Source organism: Roseicyclus salinarum, from assembly GCF_029624655.1.
In the GTDB taxonomy this organism is placed as follows: Bacteria; Pseudomonadota; Alphaproteobacteria; order Rhodobacterales; family Rhodobacteraceae; genus Roseibacterium; species Roseibacterium salinarum.
In genome coordinates, this window is sequence record NZ_JARRSA010000001.1 from 264,974 (window position 1) to 282,525 (window position 17,552).

The window sequence follows — 17,552 nt, forward strand, 5'->3', positions numbered from 1 at the left end:
GACTGACTACGGGCCGAGACTAGCAAGGCTTGGCGATGCCGCAAGCCTCAGATCAGGGCGATGGCCGCGAGGGCCAGGAATACGCCAGACCAGACGCGCCATAGGGCAACGACGGCAGCGTCGATGTCGGCTGCCGTGGCATCGCGCCGCCCGTCCGGGTTCAGGACGGGGTCCGACGTCGTCGCGCCGGCATAGCTGCGCGGACCCGACAGCGCGAGGCCGAGGCCGCGGGCCATCGCGGCCTCGGGCCAGCCCGCGTTGACGGAGCGGTGCCTTGGCCCCTCGCGAGCGGCGCTTCGCAGGGCGCCGGGATCGGCGAAGGCGGCCGCGATCAAGAGCGCCGTGATCCGCGCCGGCACCCAGTTCAGGACATCGTCGAGCCGCGCCGCGGCCCAGCCGAATTCACCGTGACGCTCGGTGCGGTGCCCGATCATGGAATCCGCGGTGTTGCAGATCTTGTAGAAGATCATGCCGGGCAGCCCTCCCAGGAGGAACCAGAAGGCGGGCGCGACGACGCCGTCCGACAGGTTCTCGGCCGCGCTTTCGATGGCCGCGCGCGCCACGGCGGCCTCGTCGAGCGACGCCGTGTCGCGCCCCACGATCATCGAGACCGCGCGGCGTCCTTCCATGAGCGAGCGGCGCAAGCCCTCGGCGACCGCGCGCACATGGTCCACGAGGCTTTTCTGCGCGAGAAGGATGGCCGCGCCGACGACCTCGATCACCGGGCCGCCCGGTAGTGCTGCAAGTGCCCACCCCGTCGCGATGGCCGCCGTCGACAGCGCCGCGACCACCAGCACACCCCGGACGCGCCGGGCGCCACCTCTGTTGAAGCGCGCGTCGCACCAGCCTACCGCCCGGCCCATCAGCACGGCAGGGTGCGGCAGCCGATCCCACAGAAACCCCGGCTCGCCGAAGATCGCGTCGAGGATGAGAGCGGCCAGAAGGAGAAGGGCGTGGTCGCTCACCCCAGCGCGTCCCGAAGGCGGATCCAGTCCTCGTCGCGGCCCGGCAGGCCGAGGCGGATCCAGGTTCGGGAATAGGGGAACACGCGGGTCCAGATCCGAGCCCGCGCAAGCCGCTCCTGCCACGCGGACGCGTCGTTTACGGCGTAGGTGCGGTAAAGCGTCGTCCCTCCGACAAGCTCCGCGCCCTTGGCCGTCATCATGGCGTCGAGCCGCGCCGCATCGCGGGCAAGCCGTTGCCGTGTCGCCCCGGCCCAGCCCGGATCCTCGAGCGCGCGGGCGCCGATTTCCAGCGCCGGGCCCGACACCGCCCAAGGCCCGAGCGCCTCTTGCATCCGGGCGCAGGTCTCGGGTGGTCCGATCATCAGCCCGAGGCGCAACCCGGCCAGGCCCCAGAACTTGCCGAAACTCTTCAGGACGACGACGCCGGACTCGGCTGTGCGCCCGGCATGGGACGCATCCGGGCAGGTTTCGCAGAAGCTTTCGTCGATCACGGTCAGGCGGCGTCCGCCGATGTCTCGCGCGTTGAAGTGACGGCCATCGGGATTGTTGGGGTGAACGCCGACGCGCACCTCGGCCTCGCCGGTCTCCACGACCTCCCATCCGGCGGCGCGGAAGGCTGCTGCGTGTTCGTTGTAGGTGGGGCCGGGGATCGCCGCGCGGCATCCTTCGACCAGGCCGGGCAGTCTCGCGATCAGCGCGCTCGCCCCCGGAGCCGCGACGATCCCAGCCCCGTCGGGCACGTTCCAGAACGATCGCGCCGCAGAAAGCAGGCGGTCGGCCGCGGCCCTGTCGGGCAGATCCGTCCACGCGCCGCCGGAAAGTTGGCCGACCGGGTAGGGCACCGGGTTGATCCCGGTGGACAGGTCCAGCCAATCCCGGCGAAGGCCGCCGAAACGGGCGGTGGCGGCATCTAGGCCGCCGCCATGGTCACGGATCGGAACGGTGTCGCGCATCGCGCCTCGCCTGTTGGCAACGGCCCGATCTAGACCCTTTCCTCAGGCTGCCTTCAAGGCCCCGCGTCCATGCGCCTCCGACCAGTCGATCACGGGGTTGATCGGAACGATCCGGTGCGGATTGATGGTTTCGTGACTGTAGTGATAGTGCCGCACGATGTGGTCGAAGTGCACGGTCTCCGCGACGCCCGGCCACTGGTAGAGCTCGCGCGCATAGGCCCAGAGGTTGGGATAGTCGATCAGCCGGCGCCGATTGCACTTGAAGTGCAGGTGGTAGACGGCATCGAACCGGACTAGCGTCGTGAAGAGCCGCCAGTCGGCCTCGGTCACGCGGTCGCCTGCAAGGTAGCGGTTTTCGGCCAGGATCCCCTCGGCCCAGTCCAGCCCCTCGAACAGCGCCTGCACGGCCTTGTCGTAGGCCGCCTGCGTGGTGGCGAAGCCGGCCTTGTAGACGCCGTTGTTGATGTCCGAGTAGACGCGCGCGTTCACCTCGTCGATGCGCGGGCGCAAGCCCTCGGGGCAGAAGTCGCGCGTGTTTCCGGTGATGCCGTCGAAGGCGGAGTTGAACATCCGAATGATCTCGGCGCTTTCGTTGGACACGATCTGCCCGGACTTCGTGTCCCACAGGACCGGAACGGTGACGCGGGTGGTCACATGGGGATCGGTGCGCTGGTAGATTTCGCGCATGTGCTCCGATCCGAACAGATGGTCTCCGGTCGCGCCGGGAAAATCCTGCGCGAAGCTCCAGCCCTCGCCCAGCATGTCGGGATGCACGACTGAGACGTCGATATGAGCCTCGAGGCCCTTCAGCGCGCGGAAGATCATCGTCCGGTTCGCCCAGGGGCAGGCATGGGAGACGTAGAGGTGGTATCTCCCGCTCTCGGCCGCGAAACCACCCCTGCCGGTCGGTCCGGGGGCGCCGTCGGGCGTGACCCAGTTGCGGAACTGCGATTCCTGTCGCTTGAAGGCCCCGCCGGTGGATTTCGTGTCAAACCACTGGTCGTGCCATTCGCCGTCTACCAAGAGACCCATCTGTCACTCCATTCTTCGCGTCATGAACATAGATAGGTCCGCGACGCCCATGGCGACACCGCAACGTCCGCAGGGCGCGTCCCGCATGAGCGCACACAGGTCAGACGCCGGCGCGTCGCCTGTCGCGGAACCCTTGCGCCTTCGCGCGATTTCCGCACCTCGCCATCGAGCACCAGCGCCGCCCTGTTCCCCGGCCGTGATCGAGGAACAGATGCGTGCAGCGCCGGCACTCGCGCAGGCGGGCGAGCGTGTCCCCCAGCATGAAGTCCGCGATGGCGAGCGCGACGTGGTCGTGCAGCCCGCCCATCGGTCCCGCCCGCCACGCCGGACGTCCCGCGTTCATGTCGAGCGTCGCGTCCTGCATCGCCGACTTGATCGCGGTCTCCACTGCCAGACGGTCCTCGTGCGGCGGACGCCGTCCCGCCGCAAGCGCGGACAGGACGGCATAGGCGGCCTCGCGCAGCGCCATGAGCGCGTGCAACTGCCCCGCGGCGCGCGTGTCCGCGGCTCCGTTCAGCCCGCAGAGCCGAAGATGCGACAGGAGGTCCTCTCCGGTTTCGAAAGTGTCGTGGCGGCGTGTCTTGCCGTCGTCCGAGACAGTGTTGAGGAATGCGAGCACCGGGTGCCCCGCTTCGATGATCGCCTCGGCGGTGCCTCGTGGGATCGGTCTCATGGTGCGGCAAGGTCCTTGGCGGGTGAAGGCTCGGACGCGGCTGTCCGCGTCGGATGCCGCGACTGATAACCAGTTATTGTAGATAAACAGTGACGATGGCAATGACCGAAGGCGCCGCCCCCGGTGTTGCCAGCGCGCATCGGAGAAAATTCATTCATGCGGGATCGGAACCCGGAGCGCGGCTTGAAATTGACCTGTCGGGCCGAACGGGCATCCTGCGGCCAGACGGTCTTCAAGCCGGGGCACGCGAGACATGACGGACTTCCTTCCCGAGGATCTGCAAAGGCAGCTCGATGCTGCGCGGCGCCAGACCCGGCGCAAGCGCGCGACGAGGGTCGTCCATGTCGGCGACCACGCGTTTCCGATCCTCGACTATTCGGACACGGGCTTTGCGGTCGATGCCGCCGAGGTCCCGCGCCTGCGCGGCCTGATCGACATCTACGACGGCCCGCGGCACCTGACGCAGGCGCTGATCGTCGCGTCGGTCCGCGAGGGGGACCTGATGCGCTACGAATTCAAGCGCAACACGGCCGCGGCCACGTCGGCCCCGGTCGACTTCGAGCGCGACGTCGAGCCGCCCGCGGCTCTGCTTCCGCCCGAATGATCGTCCGCACGGCGCACGAATTATGCGCACAACTGTCCGAACGCGGGTGAATTTTCGCGTCTGACGCCTTGCATGCGCCATCTTTTCCAGAAACGCCGTCCGTGGCCGGTCTAGTCTCGCCGTGATCGAATCCAGAGGGACACCGCGATGATCGAGACGCCCTATCTACTTTTCCTCGGCGACGCGCCGGACCAGCTTGCCGTGAAGGTCGCGCAAGGGATACGCGACTGGCGCCCCGACAATGCGGTGGGCCAGTTCCGCATGGCGGGATGCAAGGCCGACGTCGGCCTGCCCGACATGGACCTTGCGCAGGCCAGGGCGGCAGGTGCCCGGACGCTCGTGATCGGCGTGGCCAATCGCGGCGGCATGATCTCGCAGGCGTGGAAGAAGATCCTCGTGCAGGCGCTCGAGGAGGGATTCGACCTCGCCTCGGGCCTGCACAACCTGCTGCGCGACGAGGAAGACCTTGCCGCGGTCGCGCGCGCCACCGGCCGGACGCTTCACGACGTGCGGGTGCCATCGGTGAAATACCCGATCGCCAGCGGCGTTCCACGCACCGGCAGGCGCTGCCTTGCCGTGGGCACCGACTGCTCGGTCGGCAAGATGTATACCTCGCTCGCCATGGACCTCGAGATGAAGAAGCGCGGGCGGAAATCCTCGTTCCGCGCCACGGGCCAGACCGGCATCCTGATCACCGGCGAGGGCGTGCCGCTGGACGCCGTGATCGCCGACTTCATGGCCGGCTCCATCGAATGGCTGACGCCCGACAACGACGACGACCACTGGGACATGATCGAGGGACAGGGCAGCCTGTTCCATGTCTCCTACTCCGGAGTGACCATGGCCCTGATCCACGGCGGCGCGCCGGACGCCCTGATCCTGAGCCACGAGCCTACGCGGGCGCACATGCGCGGGCTGCCCGGATACGGGATGCCGACGCTGGAGGCGCTGCGCGACCTCGTTCTGCCCGTCGCCCGGATCGCCAATCCCAAGGCCGAGATCGTCGGCATCTCGATCAACACCGCCGCGATGGGCGAGGACGAGGCGCTGACGCATCTGGAGGAGGTCGAGAAGCGCATGGGCCTGCCGTCCGTCGATCCGTTCCGGCAGGGCGCGGCAAGGCTCTGCGACGCTCTGGACGCGACATGATCTCGGTCACGCGCGATACCTTCCGGCTGGCGCAGGCCTTCACCATCTCGCGCGGATCGCGGACGGAGGCCCGGGTGCTGACGGTCCGCGTGATGCGCGAGGGCGTGACCGGGTGGGGCGAATGCGTCCCCTACGCCCGTTACGGCGAGACGTTGGACAGCGTGGCCGCGCAGATCGAGGGTCTGCCCGAAGACATCTCGCGGCAGGATCTGCAGGACGCGCTGCCCGCCGGTGCCGCGCGGAACGCCGTCGATTGCGCGCTGTGGGACTGGAAGGCCAAGCGCGATGGTTGCCCGGCGCACCAGCTTGCCGGCCTTCCGGCGCCGCGCGCCGTGACGACGGCCTACACCCTGTCGCTCGACACGCCCGAGGCGATGCGCGCCGAGGCGGCGAAGCAGGCGCACAGGCCGCTCCTGAAGATCAAGCTCGGCACGCCCGAGGACATGACGCGGCTGGAAGCCGTGCGCGCAGGCGCGCCCGACACGCGGATCATCGTCGATGCCAACGAAGGCTGGACCGCCGACATCTACAGCGAACTCGCGCCGCACCTCCTCCGGCTGGGTGTGGGGATGGTGGAGCAGCCGCTGCCGGCGGGCCAGGACGATCTGCTGCAGGAGATCGAGCGTCCGCTTCCGGTCTGCGCCGACGAAAGCTGCCATGACCGCGAAAGCCTGCCGGGTCTGGTCGGCAAGTACGACATGGTCAACGTCAAGCTCGACAAGACCGGCGGCCTGACCGAGGCGCTGGCGCTGAAAGCCGAGGCCGAGGCGCTGGGCTTCCGGGTGATGGTGGGCTGCATGGTGGGCTCGTCGCTTGCCATGGCGCCCGCGATGCTGGTGGCGCAGGGGGCCGAGATCGTGGACCTCGACGGGCCGCTCCTGCTGGCGGAGGACAGGCCGGTGCCGCTTCGGTTCGAGGGCTCGACGATCCAGCCAACCGACCCCGCGCTCTGGGGCTGAGCGGCCGGGCGGAACAGGTCGGCCCGCATCACCGTTGGTCCCGCGACCTTGGGGATCGGAATGATGATGGAGCCTGTCGCGAGCCTGCCCGAAGCCGCCCTGCGCGGCGCCGTCCTTGCGGTGGCGGCGATGGTGTGGATCATCGCCCTGACCCGCGTGGTGGGCCTGCGATCCTTCTCGAAGATGACGACGTTCGACTTCGTGATGACGGTCGCGATGGGCTCGCTTCTTGCCGGGGCGTCGCGTTCGACGGACTGGGGCCAGCTGGTGCAGGCGATGTGCGCGATGGCGGGCCTCTTCGCGGCGCAATACGGCATCGCGCGCCTGCGCTTCGTCTCGGAAAGGGCCGAGGCGGCGATCCAGAACACGCCCGTGGTGCTGATGCGCGACGGAAGGATCGACGAGGCTGCGCTGGACTTCACGAGGGTCGAGCGAAAGGACCTGATCGCCAAGCTGCGCGCGGCGAACGTTCGCCGGATGGCGGAGGTGGGCGCCGTCGTGCTGGAGACGACCGGCGACATCTCGGTGCTGCATGGCGGCGATGTCGCGGACGAGATCATGGACGGCACGAGGAGCGTCGGGCCCGTGGCGGAGCAACGGGCTTGACGCTGCGGGAGGGACGCGGGAAGTAGGCCGGGCAAAGCCCGGAGGTCCGTCCATGTCCAGCCCCGCCGCCAGAACCGTCTACGTCAACGGCGAATACCTGCCCGAGCACGACGCCAAGGTGTCCATCTTCGACCGCGGCTTCCTGTTCGCCGACGGCGTCTACGAGGTGACGTCGGTTCTGGGCGGCAAGCTGATCGACTTCGACGGGCACGCGCAACGCCTGAAGCGGTCGTTGGGCGAGCTGGACATGGCCGAGCCTGTCGGGACTGACGAGTTGCTGGAGATCCACCGACAGCTGGTGGCGAGGAACGCGATCGAGGACGGCCTGATCTACCTTCAGATCACGCGGGGTGCGGCTGCGGACAGGGACTTCGCCTATCCGCCCGAGGATACGCCGCCGACCGTCGTGCTGTTCACCCAGTCCAAGCCCGGCCTCGCCGAAAGCCCTTCCGCGCGTACCGGGATCCGCGTGATCTCGATCGAGGACCAGCGCTGGGGCCGCCGCGACATCAAGACGGTGCAGCTTCTCTATCCGTCGATGGGCAAGATGATGGCCAAGGCCGCGGGATGCGACGACGCGTGGATGGTCGAGGACGGCCACGTCACCGAGGGCACGTCGAACAACGCCTACATCGTCAAGGACGGCGTCATCGTCACGCGCCATCTCGGCCACGAGATCCTGCACGGCATCACGCGGTCCGCCGTCCTGCGCTTCGCGGCCGAGGCGCAGATGAAGGTCGAGGAGCGGCCCTTCACGATCGAGGAGGCGAAGGCGGCGGACGAGGCATTCATCACTTCGGCATCCGCCTTCGTGACGCCTGTGGTGGAAATCGACGGCGCGCCGGTCGGCCGGGGAACCCCCGGACCCGTCGCGGCGCGGCTGCGCGAGGTCTATCTCGACGAGATGCGCAAGGCCGCGATCTGAGCGGCGCAGCCTGCGGCTGCATTTCCTTTTCCGGGGACGAGGGGGCCGTCTGCCCCCTCGTGCTCCCCCGAGCGGTATTTGAGGAAAGATGAAGGCCTAGCGTGTCTTCAAGTCGGGATGGTGGGCGACGATTTCGACGGTGTTGCCCTCGGGATCCTCTGTGAAGATCCCCTGCCAGCCGATCCAGCCGAAACGTTCGATGCGGAAGGGCTGACCGAGACTGTCGTACCAGCGCATGACGGCGTCCTGTTCCTCGAACGGCAGGGAGAGGGCGATGTGGTGCAGCGAGGAGCGCGCGCCCGTCCCGGGGGCGCCGGCCTCTGCGGCGAAGAGGGCGAGGACGGCGGTGTGGCCGCCGAAGCCCTCGGCGATGCGGAAGAAGACGATGCCGTCCGAGGCGTTGCCGGACAGGCGTTCGAGCCCGATGACCTTCTCGTAGAAGTCCGTCATCGCGGGAAGGTCCCGGCAGCGGATCGCGATCTCTCCCAGTGCGCGGACCCTGAAGCCTCGGTCGCCGTTTTCCGCCATGTGTTCTCTCCTCATCCGAAGTCGCCGTGGGCGAACCATCCGTCGCCCGTGCCGAGGCCGCCTCCCGGCGCGCCATGGGCATAGTAGAGCCAAAGCGCCGCGCCGTCCTCGGTCACGACGCGCCAGTAGTCCCGCACGCCCGAGCGCCAGTCGGGATCGTCGAGCCACCATTCGGGGGCGATCCGTTCCGGGCCGGTGGCGGCGCGGGTGCGCAGGCGGCGTCCGCGCCAGGCGAACTCGGCGGGAATGTCGGGGCCTTGGGGGGCGCGGACCGGCTCGGGACGGAACAGCGTCAGGGGGCGCGGCCGGGGCGTCCGGGGCCAGTCCGCCGCGGGCTCCGACCAGGCGGCGGCAAGGATGGCTGCGGTCTTCTCGGGGATGTGGCTGTCGGCGGGGCGGGCGCGGGTGATCGCCTCGAGCCCGACGCGCGCGCCGATCCGGGCGACCAGGTCGGCCATGGCCTGCTCATCGCCTCGAGGGGCGCCGGCCTCGGCGCTGACCGCCCAGCCGCCCTTGTGTTCGGTGGCATGAAGGGGTTCGGTCAGCGGCGCCGAGAGGCGCAGGCGGTCGATGCCGAAGCCTGCGTCGATCTCGCCTGTCTTCAGCTCGAACAGGGAGCGGATCCGGCCGGGGTGGTCCGCGGGGCGGGCGAGACCCACCTCCAGGGTCTGGCTGCCGCCATCGACGCGCGACAGCTCCAGCCGAACGCGCCGCGCGCCCCGGCCCTGGGCGCGCATCCTGCCGCACAGGACGGGCAGCAGGCGGTCGAGCCCGGCGAGGATGTCGGCCTCGAGGCCGATCGGGTCCGGCAGGCTGAGACGCACGGCGAAATGGAGCGGCGCGCCCGCGGGCGAGATCGGTTCGGGCTCGACGCCCAGGGCCTGGTCGAGACGCCGCACCAGGTCCGAGCCGAAGCGCCGGGCGAGGCCGGCACGCGGCATTCCAAGAAGATCGCCGATCTGCCTGAGGCCGAGGCGGGCAAGGCCCTGCGCCGTTGCCGGCTGCACGCGCAGGGCGGCCACGGGCAGTGAGGCCAGCGCCTGCCGTGTCGCCCCCGGCCGCGCGATCCGGGCCTGTGCGCCGTTGTGGCGCGCGCGCGGGGGTGCGCCGCCGCCCTTCGTCCAGTGCCGCCTCGCCGCGCGCGAGCGGGTTGCCCGCGCCTCCTGGTCGATGGCGTCCCCGCTTCGGGTCGGACCCGCGGCCCCCGTCGCGAACCGCGCAAGCGCCCAGGCTGCGCCCGCCGTGTCGGCGATGCCCGCGCGCACTGTCAGGCCCAGGTCGGCGCAGTCCTGCTCCACCTGGGCGAAAAGCGCCTCCTCGCCGCCGAAGAGATGCGCGCAGCCCGTCAGGTCGACCATCAGTCCTTCGGGCGCCTCCTCGGCCACCCAGGGACTGAACTTGCCCGCCCAGCGACGAAGCGCGGCGAGAAAGGCGGTCTCGGCGGATGAATCGCTGGGCCGCGTCACGAGGTCCGGACACAGCGCCGCCGCCTCGCTCAGCGGCTGCTGTCGGTGCAGGCCGCGCACCTCGGCGGCGGTGTTGAGCGAAGCGACAAGGCGCAGGTTCCCCGTTTCCGACACCACGGCGAGCGGGGTTTCGGAGAGGGCGGGTTCCAGCCGCAGCACCCGCTCGGCGGCGAGGCGCGGGAACCAGAGCGACAGGATGCGCCGGGTCTTGGTGTCGGTGTGCTGAGAGGGCATGGTGGCAGACTGTTCATGCTTTGTTCCAATCCTAGGGCCGCGCAGGCTGGGAGTCGAGTCCGCCATGCGCTATCCCGGTGGTCATGGAAACCATCGCAAGCCTCACCGCCCGCCACGCGAGGTCAGGCCGCCTCGAGCGGATCTGCCTCCGGCCTGCGCGACGGACAGGCGTCACGATCGCCGACTCGGCCGAGATCGCGCCGGAGGGTCTGCGCGGCGACCACGGCCACGCCCGAAAACGCGCCGTCACGCTGATCCAGGCCGAGCATCTTCCCGTCATCGCGGCGCTCGCCGGTCTGGAGGACGTCGCGCCCGGGACGCTGCGCCGGAACCTCGTGATCTCCGGCATCAACCTGTCCGCGCTGCGCGGGCGCGCGTTCCGCCTCGGAGGTGCGGTCCTGCAGATCACCGGGCCCTGTGCGCCATGCTCGCGGATGGAGGAGGCGCTGGGCCCCGGCGGCTATAACGCGATGCGCGGGCATGGCGGCTGGTGCGCGGAAGTGATCCGGCCTGGGTCGATCGCCGTCGGCGACATGCTCAGGCCCGTCGATGCCTGAGCGCTAGCGCAGCCGTTCCAGAAGCCTCAGCGAGGCGTATCCGTCGGGCACGACGCCCGAGGCCTGCTGGTATCGGCGCACCGCCTCGATCGTGTTCGGCCCCACGACACCGTCGACGCCGTCCGTCGGGAAACCGGCCGCGGTCAGGCGGCGCTGCAACTCGCGGCGCTCGTCCCCGCTGAGGGCGCGGTCACCCCGAGGCCACCCGGCCCGGAATGCCGGCCCGCCGGCGATGCGGTCGGCAAGGTGCCCGACGCCGATCACGTAGGCGTCGGCGGGGTTGTAGCGCTCGATCACCCGGAAATTGTCGAAGATCATCAGGGCGACCCCGCTCGCGCCCGCAGGCAGGAGGATCGACGCATCACCGTGATCGGGCACCCTGCCGCCATCGGCGAGGGTGACGCCGCGCGCGCGCCAGAATCCTGCGCCGCGCCGCACGCGCTCGCCGGTCTGGGAATAGTCGAACCCCTGCGGCAGCCGCACCTCGACGCCCCAGGGCTGGCCATAGGTCCAGCCGAAATGCGCGAGATAGGCCGCGGTCGAGGCCAGCGCATCGGTGGGATCGTCCGACCAGATGTCGCGCCTTCCGTCGCCGTCGAAATCCTGCGCGTGCTCGAGGTAGCTTGTCGGCATGAACTGGGTGTGGCCCATCGCCCCGGCCCACGATCCGGTCATCTGCCGCGGCGCCACGTCGCCCGCCTGCAGGATGCGCAAGGCCGCGATCAGTTGCTCCTCGAAGAAGTCCCGGCGGCGGCCGTCATGGGCCAGCGTCGCCATCGCCGCGATGATGTCCGTCGATCCCCTGACCGCGCCATAGGCGCTTTCCAGGCCCCAGATCGCGACCACGACCTCGGCATCGACGCGGTAGCGACGTTCGATCCGGGCCAGCGTGTCGCGATGCTCGGCGACCGCGGCGCGTCCGTTCCTGACCCTGGTGTCGGACACGGCGCCGTCGAGGTAATCCCAGAGCGTGCGACTGAACTCCGCCTGGTTGCGGTCGCGCTCGACCACGCGGCGCACCGGCTCGACGCCGGCAAAGGCGCGGTCGAAGGTTTCGGGGCGGATCCCGCGGGCGATGGCGCTGGTCCGGAAATCGGCGATCCACCGGCGAAAGCCGGGATCCGACGCCTCGACGGTCGCGACCGTGGCCGTCCGGGTCCGGGCGAAGCCGTCGGGCGCCGCGCCGCGCAGGACGGGCCGCAGCGAACTGGCCACGGCCAGCGCCGAGGGCACGCGCCGTTCCGCCGCCGTCGACACGGCGAGGGTCCGCAATTCGGGGCGGGGCTTCGGCACCGGCGAGGACACCGGCGGAAGCGCGAGGGCGGGAAGGCCGAATGCGAGAGTGCTCAGGAAAAGTGCTGTCGCGCCGCGCATGATTTGCGGTCCATTCTTGCTCGATCGCGGTGGAGCATAGCCCAAACAAGGCGGTAGTCACAGGCCCGCGCGAATGGTCGAAACGCGATGCGCGGGGTCTTGCCGCAAGCTCCGCCGCTCAGGCCTTGCGCGCGGCCTTCTTGCGAAGCTTGCCACGCTTCTTCGCGGCCTTCGCCTCCTTGCGGCGCGGGGGCGCACCCTTTCGCGCGCGGCCCGGACGGCGCGGCATCGCCCGGTCCTCCAGCTCGATCAGCTCCAGCGTCAGGCCGCCCGTCACCGGAACCGCCTCGGCCAGCTTCACCTTCACCCGGTCGCCGATCCCGATCACGATGCCGCTGTCCGCGCCCATCAGCGTCTGGCTTTCGGCATCATGGTGGAAGTATTCGTGACCGATGGCGCGCATCGGCAAGAGCCCGTCCGCCCCGGTCTCGTCCAGCTTCACGAAGGCCCCGAAGCGCGCGATGCCGCTGATCCGGCCCGTGAACTCGGCGCCCACCCTGTCGGAAAGGTAGGCCGCGAGGTAGCGGTCGGTCGTGTCGCGTTCGGCCGTCATCGATCGCCGCTCAGTCTCGGAGATGTGCTTGGCGGTCTCGTCGAGCCGCTCGATCTCCTCGGGTTTCAGGCCGTCGCGGCCCCAGCCATGCGCCTCGATCAGTGCGCGGTGCACCACGAGGTCGGAATACCGGCGGATCGGCGAGGTGAAATGCGCGTATTGCGTCAGCGCGAGGCCGAAATGGCCGAAATTGTCGGGACTGTAATAGGCCTGCGTCATCGAACGCAGCGTGCTGAGGTTGATCAGCTCGTCGTGCTCGGTGCCCTCGGCCTGCGCCAGAAGACGGTTCAGTTGCGAGGTCTGCAGCACCTGGCCCTTGGCAAGCGTCAGGCCGGCGGCCTGCGCCGTCTCGCGCAGTGCCTCGATCTTCTCGGGCGCCGGCTCCTCGTGCACACGGTAGAGAAGCGGGACACGCTTCGCGGCCAGCGTGCGCGCGGCCGCGACATTCGCAAGCACCATGAACTCCTCGATCAGGCGGTGCGCGTCCAGCCTGTCCTTGAAGGCCACGGAGGCGACGCGCCCCCTGTCGTCCAGCTCGATGCGACGCTCCGGCAGGTCGAGGTCGAGCGGCTGGCGCTTCTGGCGCGCGGCGCGCAGGGCGTCGTAGGCGGCATAGAGCGGTTCGATCACGTCGCCCACGAGATCCTGCGTCCGCTCGGTCGCGTCGCCGTCCTTCGCGGCCTGAACCTCGGCGTATTCCAGCGACGCGCGCGACCGCATGAGCCCGCGCACGAAGTCGTGGGACCTCAGTTCGCCCTCGGCGTCGATCACCATGCGCACGGCGATGCAGGCCCGCGGCACGCCTTCGTGCAGGCTGCACAGGTCGCCGGACAGCGTGTCGGGCAGCATCGGCACGACACGGTCGGGGAAATAGGTGGAGTTGCCGCGCCTGCGCGCCTCACGGTCCAGTGCGCTGCCGTAGCGGACGTAATGCGCGACATCGGCGATCGCGACCCAGATGACGTGGCCGCCCCTGTTCGCCGGGTCCGCGTCGGGATGCGCGAGGACCGCGTCGTCGCGGTCCCGCGCATCGGACGGATCGATGGTGACAAGCGCGAGGTCGCGCAAATCCTCGCGTCCCGCAAGGCCGGCGGGCTTCGCCGCGTCGGCCTCGGCGACGACGGCGTCGGGGAAGGCGTCGGGGATGCCGTGCTCGTGGATCGCGATCAGGCTCACGGCCCTCGGCGCGCCAGGATCGCCAATCCGGTCGGTGATCCGCGCCCGGGCGAGGCCCAGGCGGCCCTTGGGACCGGCCTGTTCGGCCTCGACCAGCTCGCCGTCCTTCGCGCCATGCGTGTCGCCGGGCCTGACCTGCCACTCGCGGTCGGCGCCCTTCGAGATCGGCACGATCCGCCCGCCCTCGGCGCCTTGGCGGTAGACACCGAGGATCCGCCGCGGATTGGTCCCGATCCGCCGGATCAGCCGGGCGACGTACTGGTAATCCTCGCCCGGGACCTCCTGCAGCCGCGCGAGGATGCGGTCGCCTTCGCCCACCGCCGGGTCCGTCGCGCGCGCCGAGAACAAGATGCGCGGCGCCGGCCCCTCGCCGTGCCACTCCAGCGGACGGCAGAACACGTCGCCAAGCTCGTCGGGGCCCTGCACCTGCAGCACGCTGACCGGCGGCAGCCTGTCGGGGTCGCGGTAGGTCTTGCGGCGCTTCTCGAGGTGGCCCTCCTCCTCGAGTTCCTTCAGCACGCGCTTCAGGTCGATGCGCGCCGCGCCCTTGATGTTGAACGCCCGCGCGATGTCGCGCTTCGAGTTCGCCGCCGGATTCGCGGCGATCCAGTCTAGGATCTGGGCCTTGGTGGGAATGCCGGACATGGCGCCGGGTTAGCACGGCGCGCGCGGCAGGTCATCGGGGAAATGGACCCCTGCCGCCCCCCCGGCCGGGCCTCCGGCGAGGCGACGCCGCCGGGCCGCCGGAAAGCGGCCTTCACGCTTCATCCTTGCAGGAAAACTCCGGGGGAGACGCGCGGAACGCGCGGCGGGGGCAGCGCCCCCTCGCAGGGCGCCCCGAGGGCTCAGGCGGCGAAGTAGTCGCCCAGGATCCTTCGGTAGATCGCCTTGAGGTCGCGGATGTCCTGCTCCCACACACGCTCGTCCACCTCGTGCATCCGGTGACCGACCAGGCCGAACTCGACGACGGGACAGTGATCCTTCACGAAACGCGCGTCCGAGGTGCCGCCCGTCGTGGACAGCACGGGCCGCCGTCCCGTCTCGGCCTCGACGGAGCCCGAGACGAGGTCGGACAGCGCGCCCGGCGGGGTCAGGAACGCTTCGCCCGAGACATGTGCGCGCATGGAGATCGCCGTGCCGGTCTCCTGCGCGACCTTGTCCGCCTCCTCGCGCAGCCAGCCGGTCAGCGAGGCGCCGGTGTGAAGGTCGTTGAACCGGAGGTTCACGGTCATCCGCGTCCGGGCGGGGATCACGTTCGTCGCGGGGTTGCCGGTGTCGATCGTCGTGACCGACAGCGTGGAGGGATCGAAATGCTCGGTGCCCCCGTCCAGACCATGCGTCGAGAGCCTGTGTGCCAGAAGCGCCACGGCCGGCATCGGGTTCAACGCCTTGTGCAGGTAGGCGGAGTGCCCCTGCTTGCCCGTCACTTCGAAATGCGCGCTCATCGAGCCGCGCCGCCCGATCTTGATCATGTCGCCGATCACTTCGGGGCAGGTCGGCTCGCCCACGATGCAGACGTCCATCCGCTCGCCGGCCGTCGCCATCCAGTCGAGGATTGCGCGGGTGCCGTCCTGTCCCGGCCCTTCCTCGTCGCCCGTTATGGCGATGACGATCGCGCCGTCCGGCGGCGCCTCGGTCACGAGGTCGATCGCGGCCGCGACGAAGGCCGCGACGCCCGACTTCATGTCGGTCGCGCCCCGTCCGTAAAGCCATCCGTCCTCGCGATGCGCGGAAAAGGGCGGATGCGTCCAGTCCGCGGGATCGCCCAAGGGCACCACGTCGGTATGGCCGTTGAAGCCAAAGGACTTCCTGGCGTTCCGCGCGCCCCAGCGCGCAAAGAGGTTCGGCGTCCCCTCGCGGTCGACGCGGGTGCAGGCGAAGCCGGCCCGCGTCAGCGCATCCTCCAGCAGCTGCAGCGCGCCCGCCTCGTCGGGCGTGACGCTGGGGCATCGGACGAGGGACGCTGTCAGGTCGACCGGGTCGGTGGTCATGTGCTCGGCTCCGCATCTTCGGGCTTTTCGGCAGGGGTAACGCCGTGGCGCGGAAGGCACAATGGCCCCGGAGGACGATGCGGGCGCTCACCGGATGAGCGCGGATCTGCTAGGATCGTCGAAAGAAGGCGCCGGGACATGCGAGGCGAGCGCCGCGAGACAAAGGGGCAGGCAAGGGCTGTTCGCAGGCCACGGTCCGCCGCCATTGTACCGCCACCGGCAGGAAACGGGCGGACCAGACGGATGGCAATCGGCCAGCACTTCCTTCCGGGCATCGGCGCGCGGGCCCCAGGCCTCCGCTCGCGCCGATCCCGGGGCTGAGCGGCGCATGGCCTGGGCCGCGATCTGGCAGAAGGGTGGCCCGCTGGCGCTGCGGGGCTTCGCCGTCCACAGCGCTCCGCGAGATGCGCCGCTTCAGGCCCTGACCCTCTGGCTCGAGATCGCGGCCCCGCGCGTCGCGGGGCGGCCCGTCCGGATATGGCAGGGCGCGGCGCCGGAGAACCGGGCGATCGCCGCCTACCTGATGCCGGACGGCGCCCTGCGCGTGCTCCATGGCGGCGCCGTGGATGTCGCGACGCCTCCGGGGTTCGCGGCGCCCGGAGAGGTGCTGATCCTCAGGATCGTCGCCTGCGCCCAGGGCCGGCACGGCGTGATCGACCTGCTCAACGCCGACACGGGCCTGCGCCGGAAGGTCCGCACCCGTGTGGCGCGGCCTCCCCGCCTCGACGAGGCGTTTCCGCGCGCGCAGGGCTTTTCCGAAATCGCGAACGTGGCGGCGGTGGCCACCCATCCCGTTCCCGCCACCGATCTTCCGGGGATCGGCTCCGGCGCGAGGATCGCCACGCCCGACGGGAACATGCCGGTTGAGCAAATCGCGCCCGGCATGACCGTCCTTGGCGATGACGGCACCCCGCATGTCGTCCGCTGGACCGACGTGCGCGAGAGGCTGTGCCTTGGCCGCACCGCGCCGATCCTGCTGCGTGCGCCCTATTTCGGGCTCGAGGCCGACATCTGCGTCACGCCCGACACGCGCCTCGTGCGGCAGGGTGCGGACGTGGAGTATCTGGCCGGGACCGACGCGGTTCTGGTGCGCGCGGGCGACCTCGTTCCCGGCGTCGCGGCGCGGCACGACCGTAACCAGCCGCTGCGGCGCTTCCACCACCTGATGCTCGACGATCCCGCCTGCATCCGCATCTCGCGCTGCCGCGTGGAGACCGCTTTCCTTTTGGAGGTCCTTGCCGCCGAGGACGCGCCCCCGGCAGGCGCGCGGCCCGTGGCGCGGGATTGCGCGCCGTCCCTACCGCTGCTGGACCGGGCGGCGGCGCGGACCCTGCTGTCGCGCACCGCGCGGGCGCAGAGCTTCGTCACCTGATCCCGCGTCAGTCGCGGCGGGCTTCGTCGCCTTCGAAGAACGGGGTCATCTGCACGACGATCACGGCGTTCTCCTGCAGCGCGCGCTGCATCAGCGCAGCGTCCTCCTCGCCGATCTCCTCGCCCGCGGCCTCGCGGTCGCTTCGGGTGCCGTAGCCCGACACGTCGAGCGGAGCGAGGTCGGCCTGCTTCAGCACGGCCACGGTCTCGCGGACGGCCTCGGCCTCGTCGATCCCGGCGGCATAGCACAGCAGGGCCGCCCCGGTGGACCGGTCGGGCAGGCCGTCTCCCGCCGTCCGTCCGACCTCGACCACGAGGGTGTAGACGTCCTGTCTGCGCGGTGTCTTTGGATCCTTCGCCATCGTCGCGGGATGCGCGGATGCCGCGATGGTGTCAAGCGCAAGCGCACCGGACCGAGGGGGACGGTCGGCCCCCA

17 protein-coding genes are annotated in these 17,552 nt (G+C 70.2%); 7 read left to right on the top strand and 10 right to left on the bottom strand.

Translation table 11 applies throughout. From position 1 onward, the window contains the following. Window positions 1-47: 47 nt before the first annotated feature. The 4 genes from cbiB to P6F26_RS01280 all read right to left on the bottom strand — a co-directional run bounded on the left by cbiB (window position 48) and on the right by P6F26_RS01280 (window position 3,623). Complete coding sequence (gene cbiB, locus P6F26_RS01265) at window positions 48-965, bottom strand: adenosylcobinamide-phosphate synthase CbiB (protein WP_278026809.1); 918 nt, start codon at window positions 963-965, stop codon at window positions 48-50. Next, the gene (locus tag P6F26_RS01270) at window positions 962-1,918 is read right to left on the bottom strand and encodes a threonine-phosphate decarboxylase (protein WP_278026810.1); all 957 of its coding nucleotides are present in this window, start codon (window positions 1,916-1,918) and stop codon (window positions 962-964) included. The genes cbiB and P6F26_RS01270 overlap by 4 nt, the downstream gene beginning before the upstream one ends. Before the next feature lie 42 nt (window positions 1,919-1,960). Continuing rightward, the gene (locus P6F26_RS01275) at window positions 1,961-2,950 is read right to left on the bottom strand and encodes a glutathione S-transferase family protein (RefSeq protein ID WP_278026811.1); all 990 of its coding nucleotides are present in this window, start codon (window positions 2,948-2,950) and stop codon (window positions 1,961-1,963) included. A gap of 100 nt (window positions 2,951-3,050) precedes the next feature. After that, window positions 3,051-3,623 (bottom strand): CGNR zinc finger domain-containing protein, encoded by a 573-nt coding sequence (locus P6F26_RS01280; protein WP_278026812.1) that lies wholly within the window; start codon window positions 3,621-3,623, stop codon window positions 3,051-3,053. A gap of 253 nt (window positions 3,624-3,876) precedes the next feature. On the opposite strand from P6F26_RS01280, the gene P6F26_RS01285 reads away from it, so the two are divergent. The 5 genes from P6F26_RS01285 (at window position 3,877) to P6F26_RS01305 (ending at window position 7,866) form a co-directional block, all read left to right on the top strand. Continuing rightward, entirely contained in the window at window positions 3,877-4,227 is a 351-nt protein-coding gene (locus P6F26_RS01285; protein ID WP_278026813.1) for a hypothetical protein, read from the top strand. Window positions 4,228-4,374: 147 nt separating this feature from the next. After that, complete coding sequence (gene dgcN / locus P6F26_RS01290) at window positions 4,375-5,376, top strand: N-acetyltransferase DgcN (protein ID WP_278026814.1); 1,002 nt, start codon at window positions 4,375-4,377, stop codon at window positions 5,374-5,376. Next, window positions 5,373-6,335: an N-acetyl-D-Glu racemase DgcA gene (gene dgcA, locus P6F26_RS01295; RefSeq protein WP_278026815.1), complete on the top strand. Its 963-nt coding sequence runs from the start codon at window positions 5,373-5,375 to the stop codon at window positions 6,333-6,335. Before dgcN ends, dgcA begins: the two co-directional genes overlap by 4 nt. Window positions 6,336-6,398: 63 nt before the next feature. After that, window positions 6,399-6,941, top strand: coding sequence for a DUF421 domain-containing protein (locus P6F26_RS01300; protein ID WP_347403024.1), 543 nt, complete (start codon window positions 6,399-6,401; stop codon window positions 6,939-6,941). A gap of 52 nt (window positions 6,942-6,993) precedes the next feature. Continuing rightward, window positions 6,994-7,866 carry a D-amino-acid transaminase gene (locus P6F26_RS01305; protein ID WP_278026817.1) on the top strand — a complete coding sequence of 291 codons (873 nt, stop codon included), beginning with the start codon at window positions 6,994-6,996 and terminating at the stop codon, window positions 7,864-7,866. 96 nt (window positions 7,867-7,962) lie between these two features. Here P6F26_RS01305 and P6F26_RS01310 read toward each other — a convergent pair whose 3' ends face one another. After that, window positions 7,963-8,394, bottom strand: coding sequence for a VOC family protein (locus P6F26_RS01310; protein ID WP_278026818.1), 432 nt, complete (start codon window positions 8,392-8,394; stop codon window positions 7,963-7,965). Window positions 8,395-8,405: 11 nt separating this feature from the next. Next, window positions 8,406-10,094 (bottom strand): DUF6504 family protein, encoded by a 1,689-nt coding sequence (locus tag P6F26_RS01315; protein ID WP_278026819.1) that lies wholly within the window; start codon window positions 10,092-10,094, stop codon window positions 8,406-8,408. Between the two features lie 83 nt (window positions 10,095-10,177). On the opposite strand from P6F26_RS01315, the gene P6F26_RS01320 reads away from it, so the two are divergent. Beyond that, on the top strand, window positions 10,178-10,651 hold the full coding sequence (locus tag P6F26_RS01320; RefSeq protein WP_278026820.1) for an MOSC domain-containing protein: 474 nt from the start codon (window positions 10,178-10,180) through the stop codon (window positions 10,649-10,651). 3 nt (window positions 10,652-10,654) lie between these two features. Here the strand turns inward: P6F26_RS01320 and P6F26_RS01325 are convergent, their stop codons facing one another. From P6F26_RS01325 to dapE, 3 genes are all read right to left on the bottom strand, one after another. Further along, window positions 10,655-12,025 carry a lytic murein transglycosylase gene (locus tag P6F26_RS01325; protein WP_278026821.1) on the bottom strand — a complete coding sequence of 457 codons (1,371 nt, stop codon included), beginning with the start codon at window positions 12,023-12,025 and terminating at the stop codon, window positions 10,655-10,657. Window positions 12,026-12,143: 118 nt separating this feature from the next. Beyond that, window positions 12,144-14,399 carry a ribonuclease R gene (gene rnr, locus P6F26_RS01330; RefSeq protein ID WP_278026822.1) on the bottom strand — a complete coding sequence of 752 codons (2,256 nt, stop codon included), beginning with the start codon at window positions 14,397-14,399 and terminating at the stop codon, window positions 12,144-12,146. A gap of 200 nt (window positions 14,400-14,599) precedes the next feature. After that, window positions 14,600-15,745, bottom strand: coding sequence for a succinyl-diaminopimelate desuccinylase (dapE, locus tag P6F26_RS01335; RefSeq protein WP_278026823.1), 1,146 nt, complete (start codon window positions 15,743-15,745; stop codon window positions 14,600-14,602). A gap of 328 nt (window positions 15,746-16,073) precedes the next feature. Here dapE and P6F26_RS01340 point away from each other — a divergent pair, with 328 nt between their 5' ends. Beyond that, window positions 16,074-17,117, top strand: a complete 1,044-nt coding sequence (locus tag P6F26_RS01340) for a Hint domain-containing protein (protein ID WP_278026824.1) — start codon at window positions 16,074-16,076, stop codon at window positions 17,115-17,117. Between the two features lie 7 nt (window positions 17,118-17,124). Here P6F26_RS01340 and P6F26_RS01345 read toward each other — a convergent pair whose 3' ends face one another. Then, on the bottom strand, window positions 17,125-17,478 hold the full coding sequence (locus tag P6F26_RS01345; RefSeq protein WP_278026825.1) for a hypothetical protein: 354 nt from the start codon (window positions 17,476-17,478) through the stop codon (window positions 17,125-17,127). Window positions 17,479-17,552 lie beyond the last annotated feature (74 nt).

What these genes read in the sequence shown, in the direction of transcription:
- P6F26_RS01270 (WP_278026810.1), bottom strand. Translation starts at nt 1,918, where the DNA reads ATGCGCGACACCGTTCCGATCCGTGACCATGGCGGCGGCCTAGATGCC.
- P6F26_RS01275 (WP_278026811.1), bottom strand. Translation starts at nt 2,950, where the DNA reads ATGGGTCTCTTGGTAGACGGCGAATGGCACGACCAGTGGTTTGACACG.
- P6F26_RS01280 (WP_278026812.1), bottom strand. Translation starts at nt 3,623, where the DNA reads ATGAGACCGATCCCACGAGGCACCGCCGAGGCGATCATCGAAGCGGGG.
- P6F26_RS01285 (WP_278026813.1), top strand. Translation starts at nt 3,877, where the DNA reads ATGACGGACTTCCTTCCCGAGGATCTGCAAAGGCAGCTCGATGCTGCG.
- dgcN (WP_278026814.1), top strand. Translation starts at nt 4,375, where the DNA reads ATGATCGAGACGCCCTATCTACTTTTCCTCGGCGACGCGCCGGACCAG.
- dgcA (WP_278026815.1), top strand. Translation starts at nt 5,373, where the DNA reads ATGATCTCGGTCACGCGCGATACCTTCCGGCTGGCGCAGGCCTTCACC.
- P6F26_RS01300 (WP_347403024.1), top strand. Translation starts at nt 6,399, where the DNA reads ATGATGGAGCCTGTCGCGAGCCTGCCCGAAGCCGCCCTGCGCGGCGCC.
- P6F26_RS01305 (WP_278026817.1), top strand. Translation starts at nt 6,994, where the DNA reads ATGTCCAGCCCCGCCGCCAGAACCGTCTACGTCAACGGCGAATACCTG.
- P6F26_RS01310 (WP_278026818.1), bottom strand. Translation starts at nt 8,394, where the DNA reads ATGGCGGAAAACGGCGACCGAGGCTTCAGGGTCCGCGCACTGGGAGAG.
- P6F26_RS01315 (WP_278026819.1), bottom strand. Translation starts at nt 10,094, where the DNA reads ATGCCCTCTCAGCACACCGACACCAAGACCCGGCGCATCCTGTCGCTC.
- P6F26_RS01320 (WP_278026820.1), top strand. Translation starts at nt 10,178, where the DNA reads ATGGAAACCATCGCAAGCCTCACCGCCCGCCACGCGAGGTCAGGCCGC.
- P6F26_RS01325 (WP_278026821.1), bottom strand. Translation starts at nt 12,025, where the DNA reads ATGCGCGGCGCGACAGCACTTTTCCTGAGCACTCTCGCATTCGGCCTT.
- rnr (WP_278026822.1), bottom strand. Translation starts at nt 14,399, where the DNA reads ATGTCCGGCATTCCCACCAAGGCCCAGATCCTAGACTGGATCGCCGCG.
- dapE (WP_278026823.1), bottom strand. Translation starts at nt 15,745, where the DNA reads ATGACCACCGACCCGGTCGACCTGACAGCGTCCCTCGTCCGATGCCCC.
- P6F26_RS01340 (WP_278026824.1), top strand. Translation starts at nt 16,074, where the DNA reads ATGGCCTGGGCCGCGATCTGGCAGAAGGGTGGCCCGCTGGCGCTGCGG.
- P6F26_RS01345 (WP_278026825.1), bottom strand. Translation starts at nt 17,478, where the DNA reads ATGGCGAAGGATCCAAAGACACCGCGCAGACAGGACGTCTACACCCTC.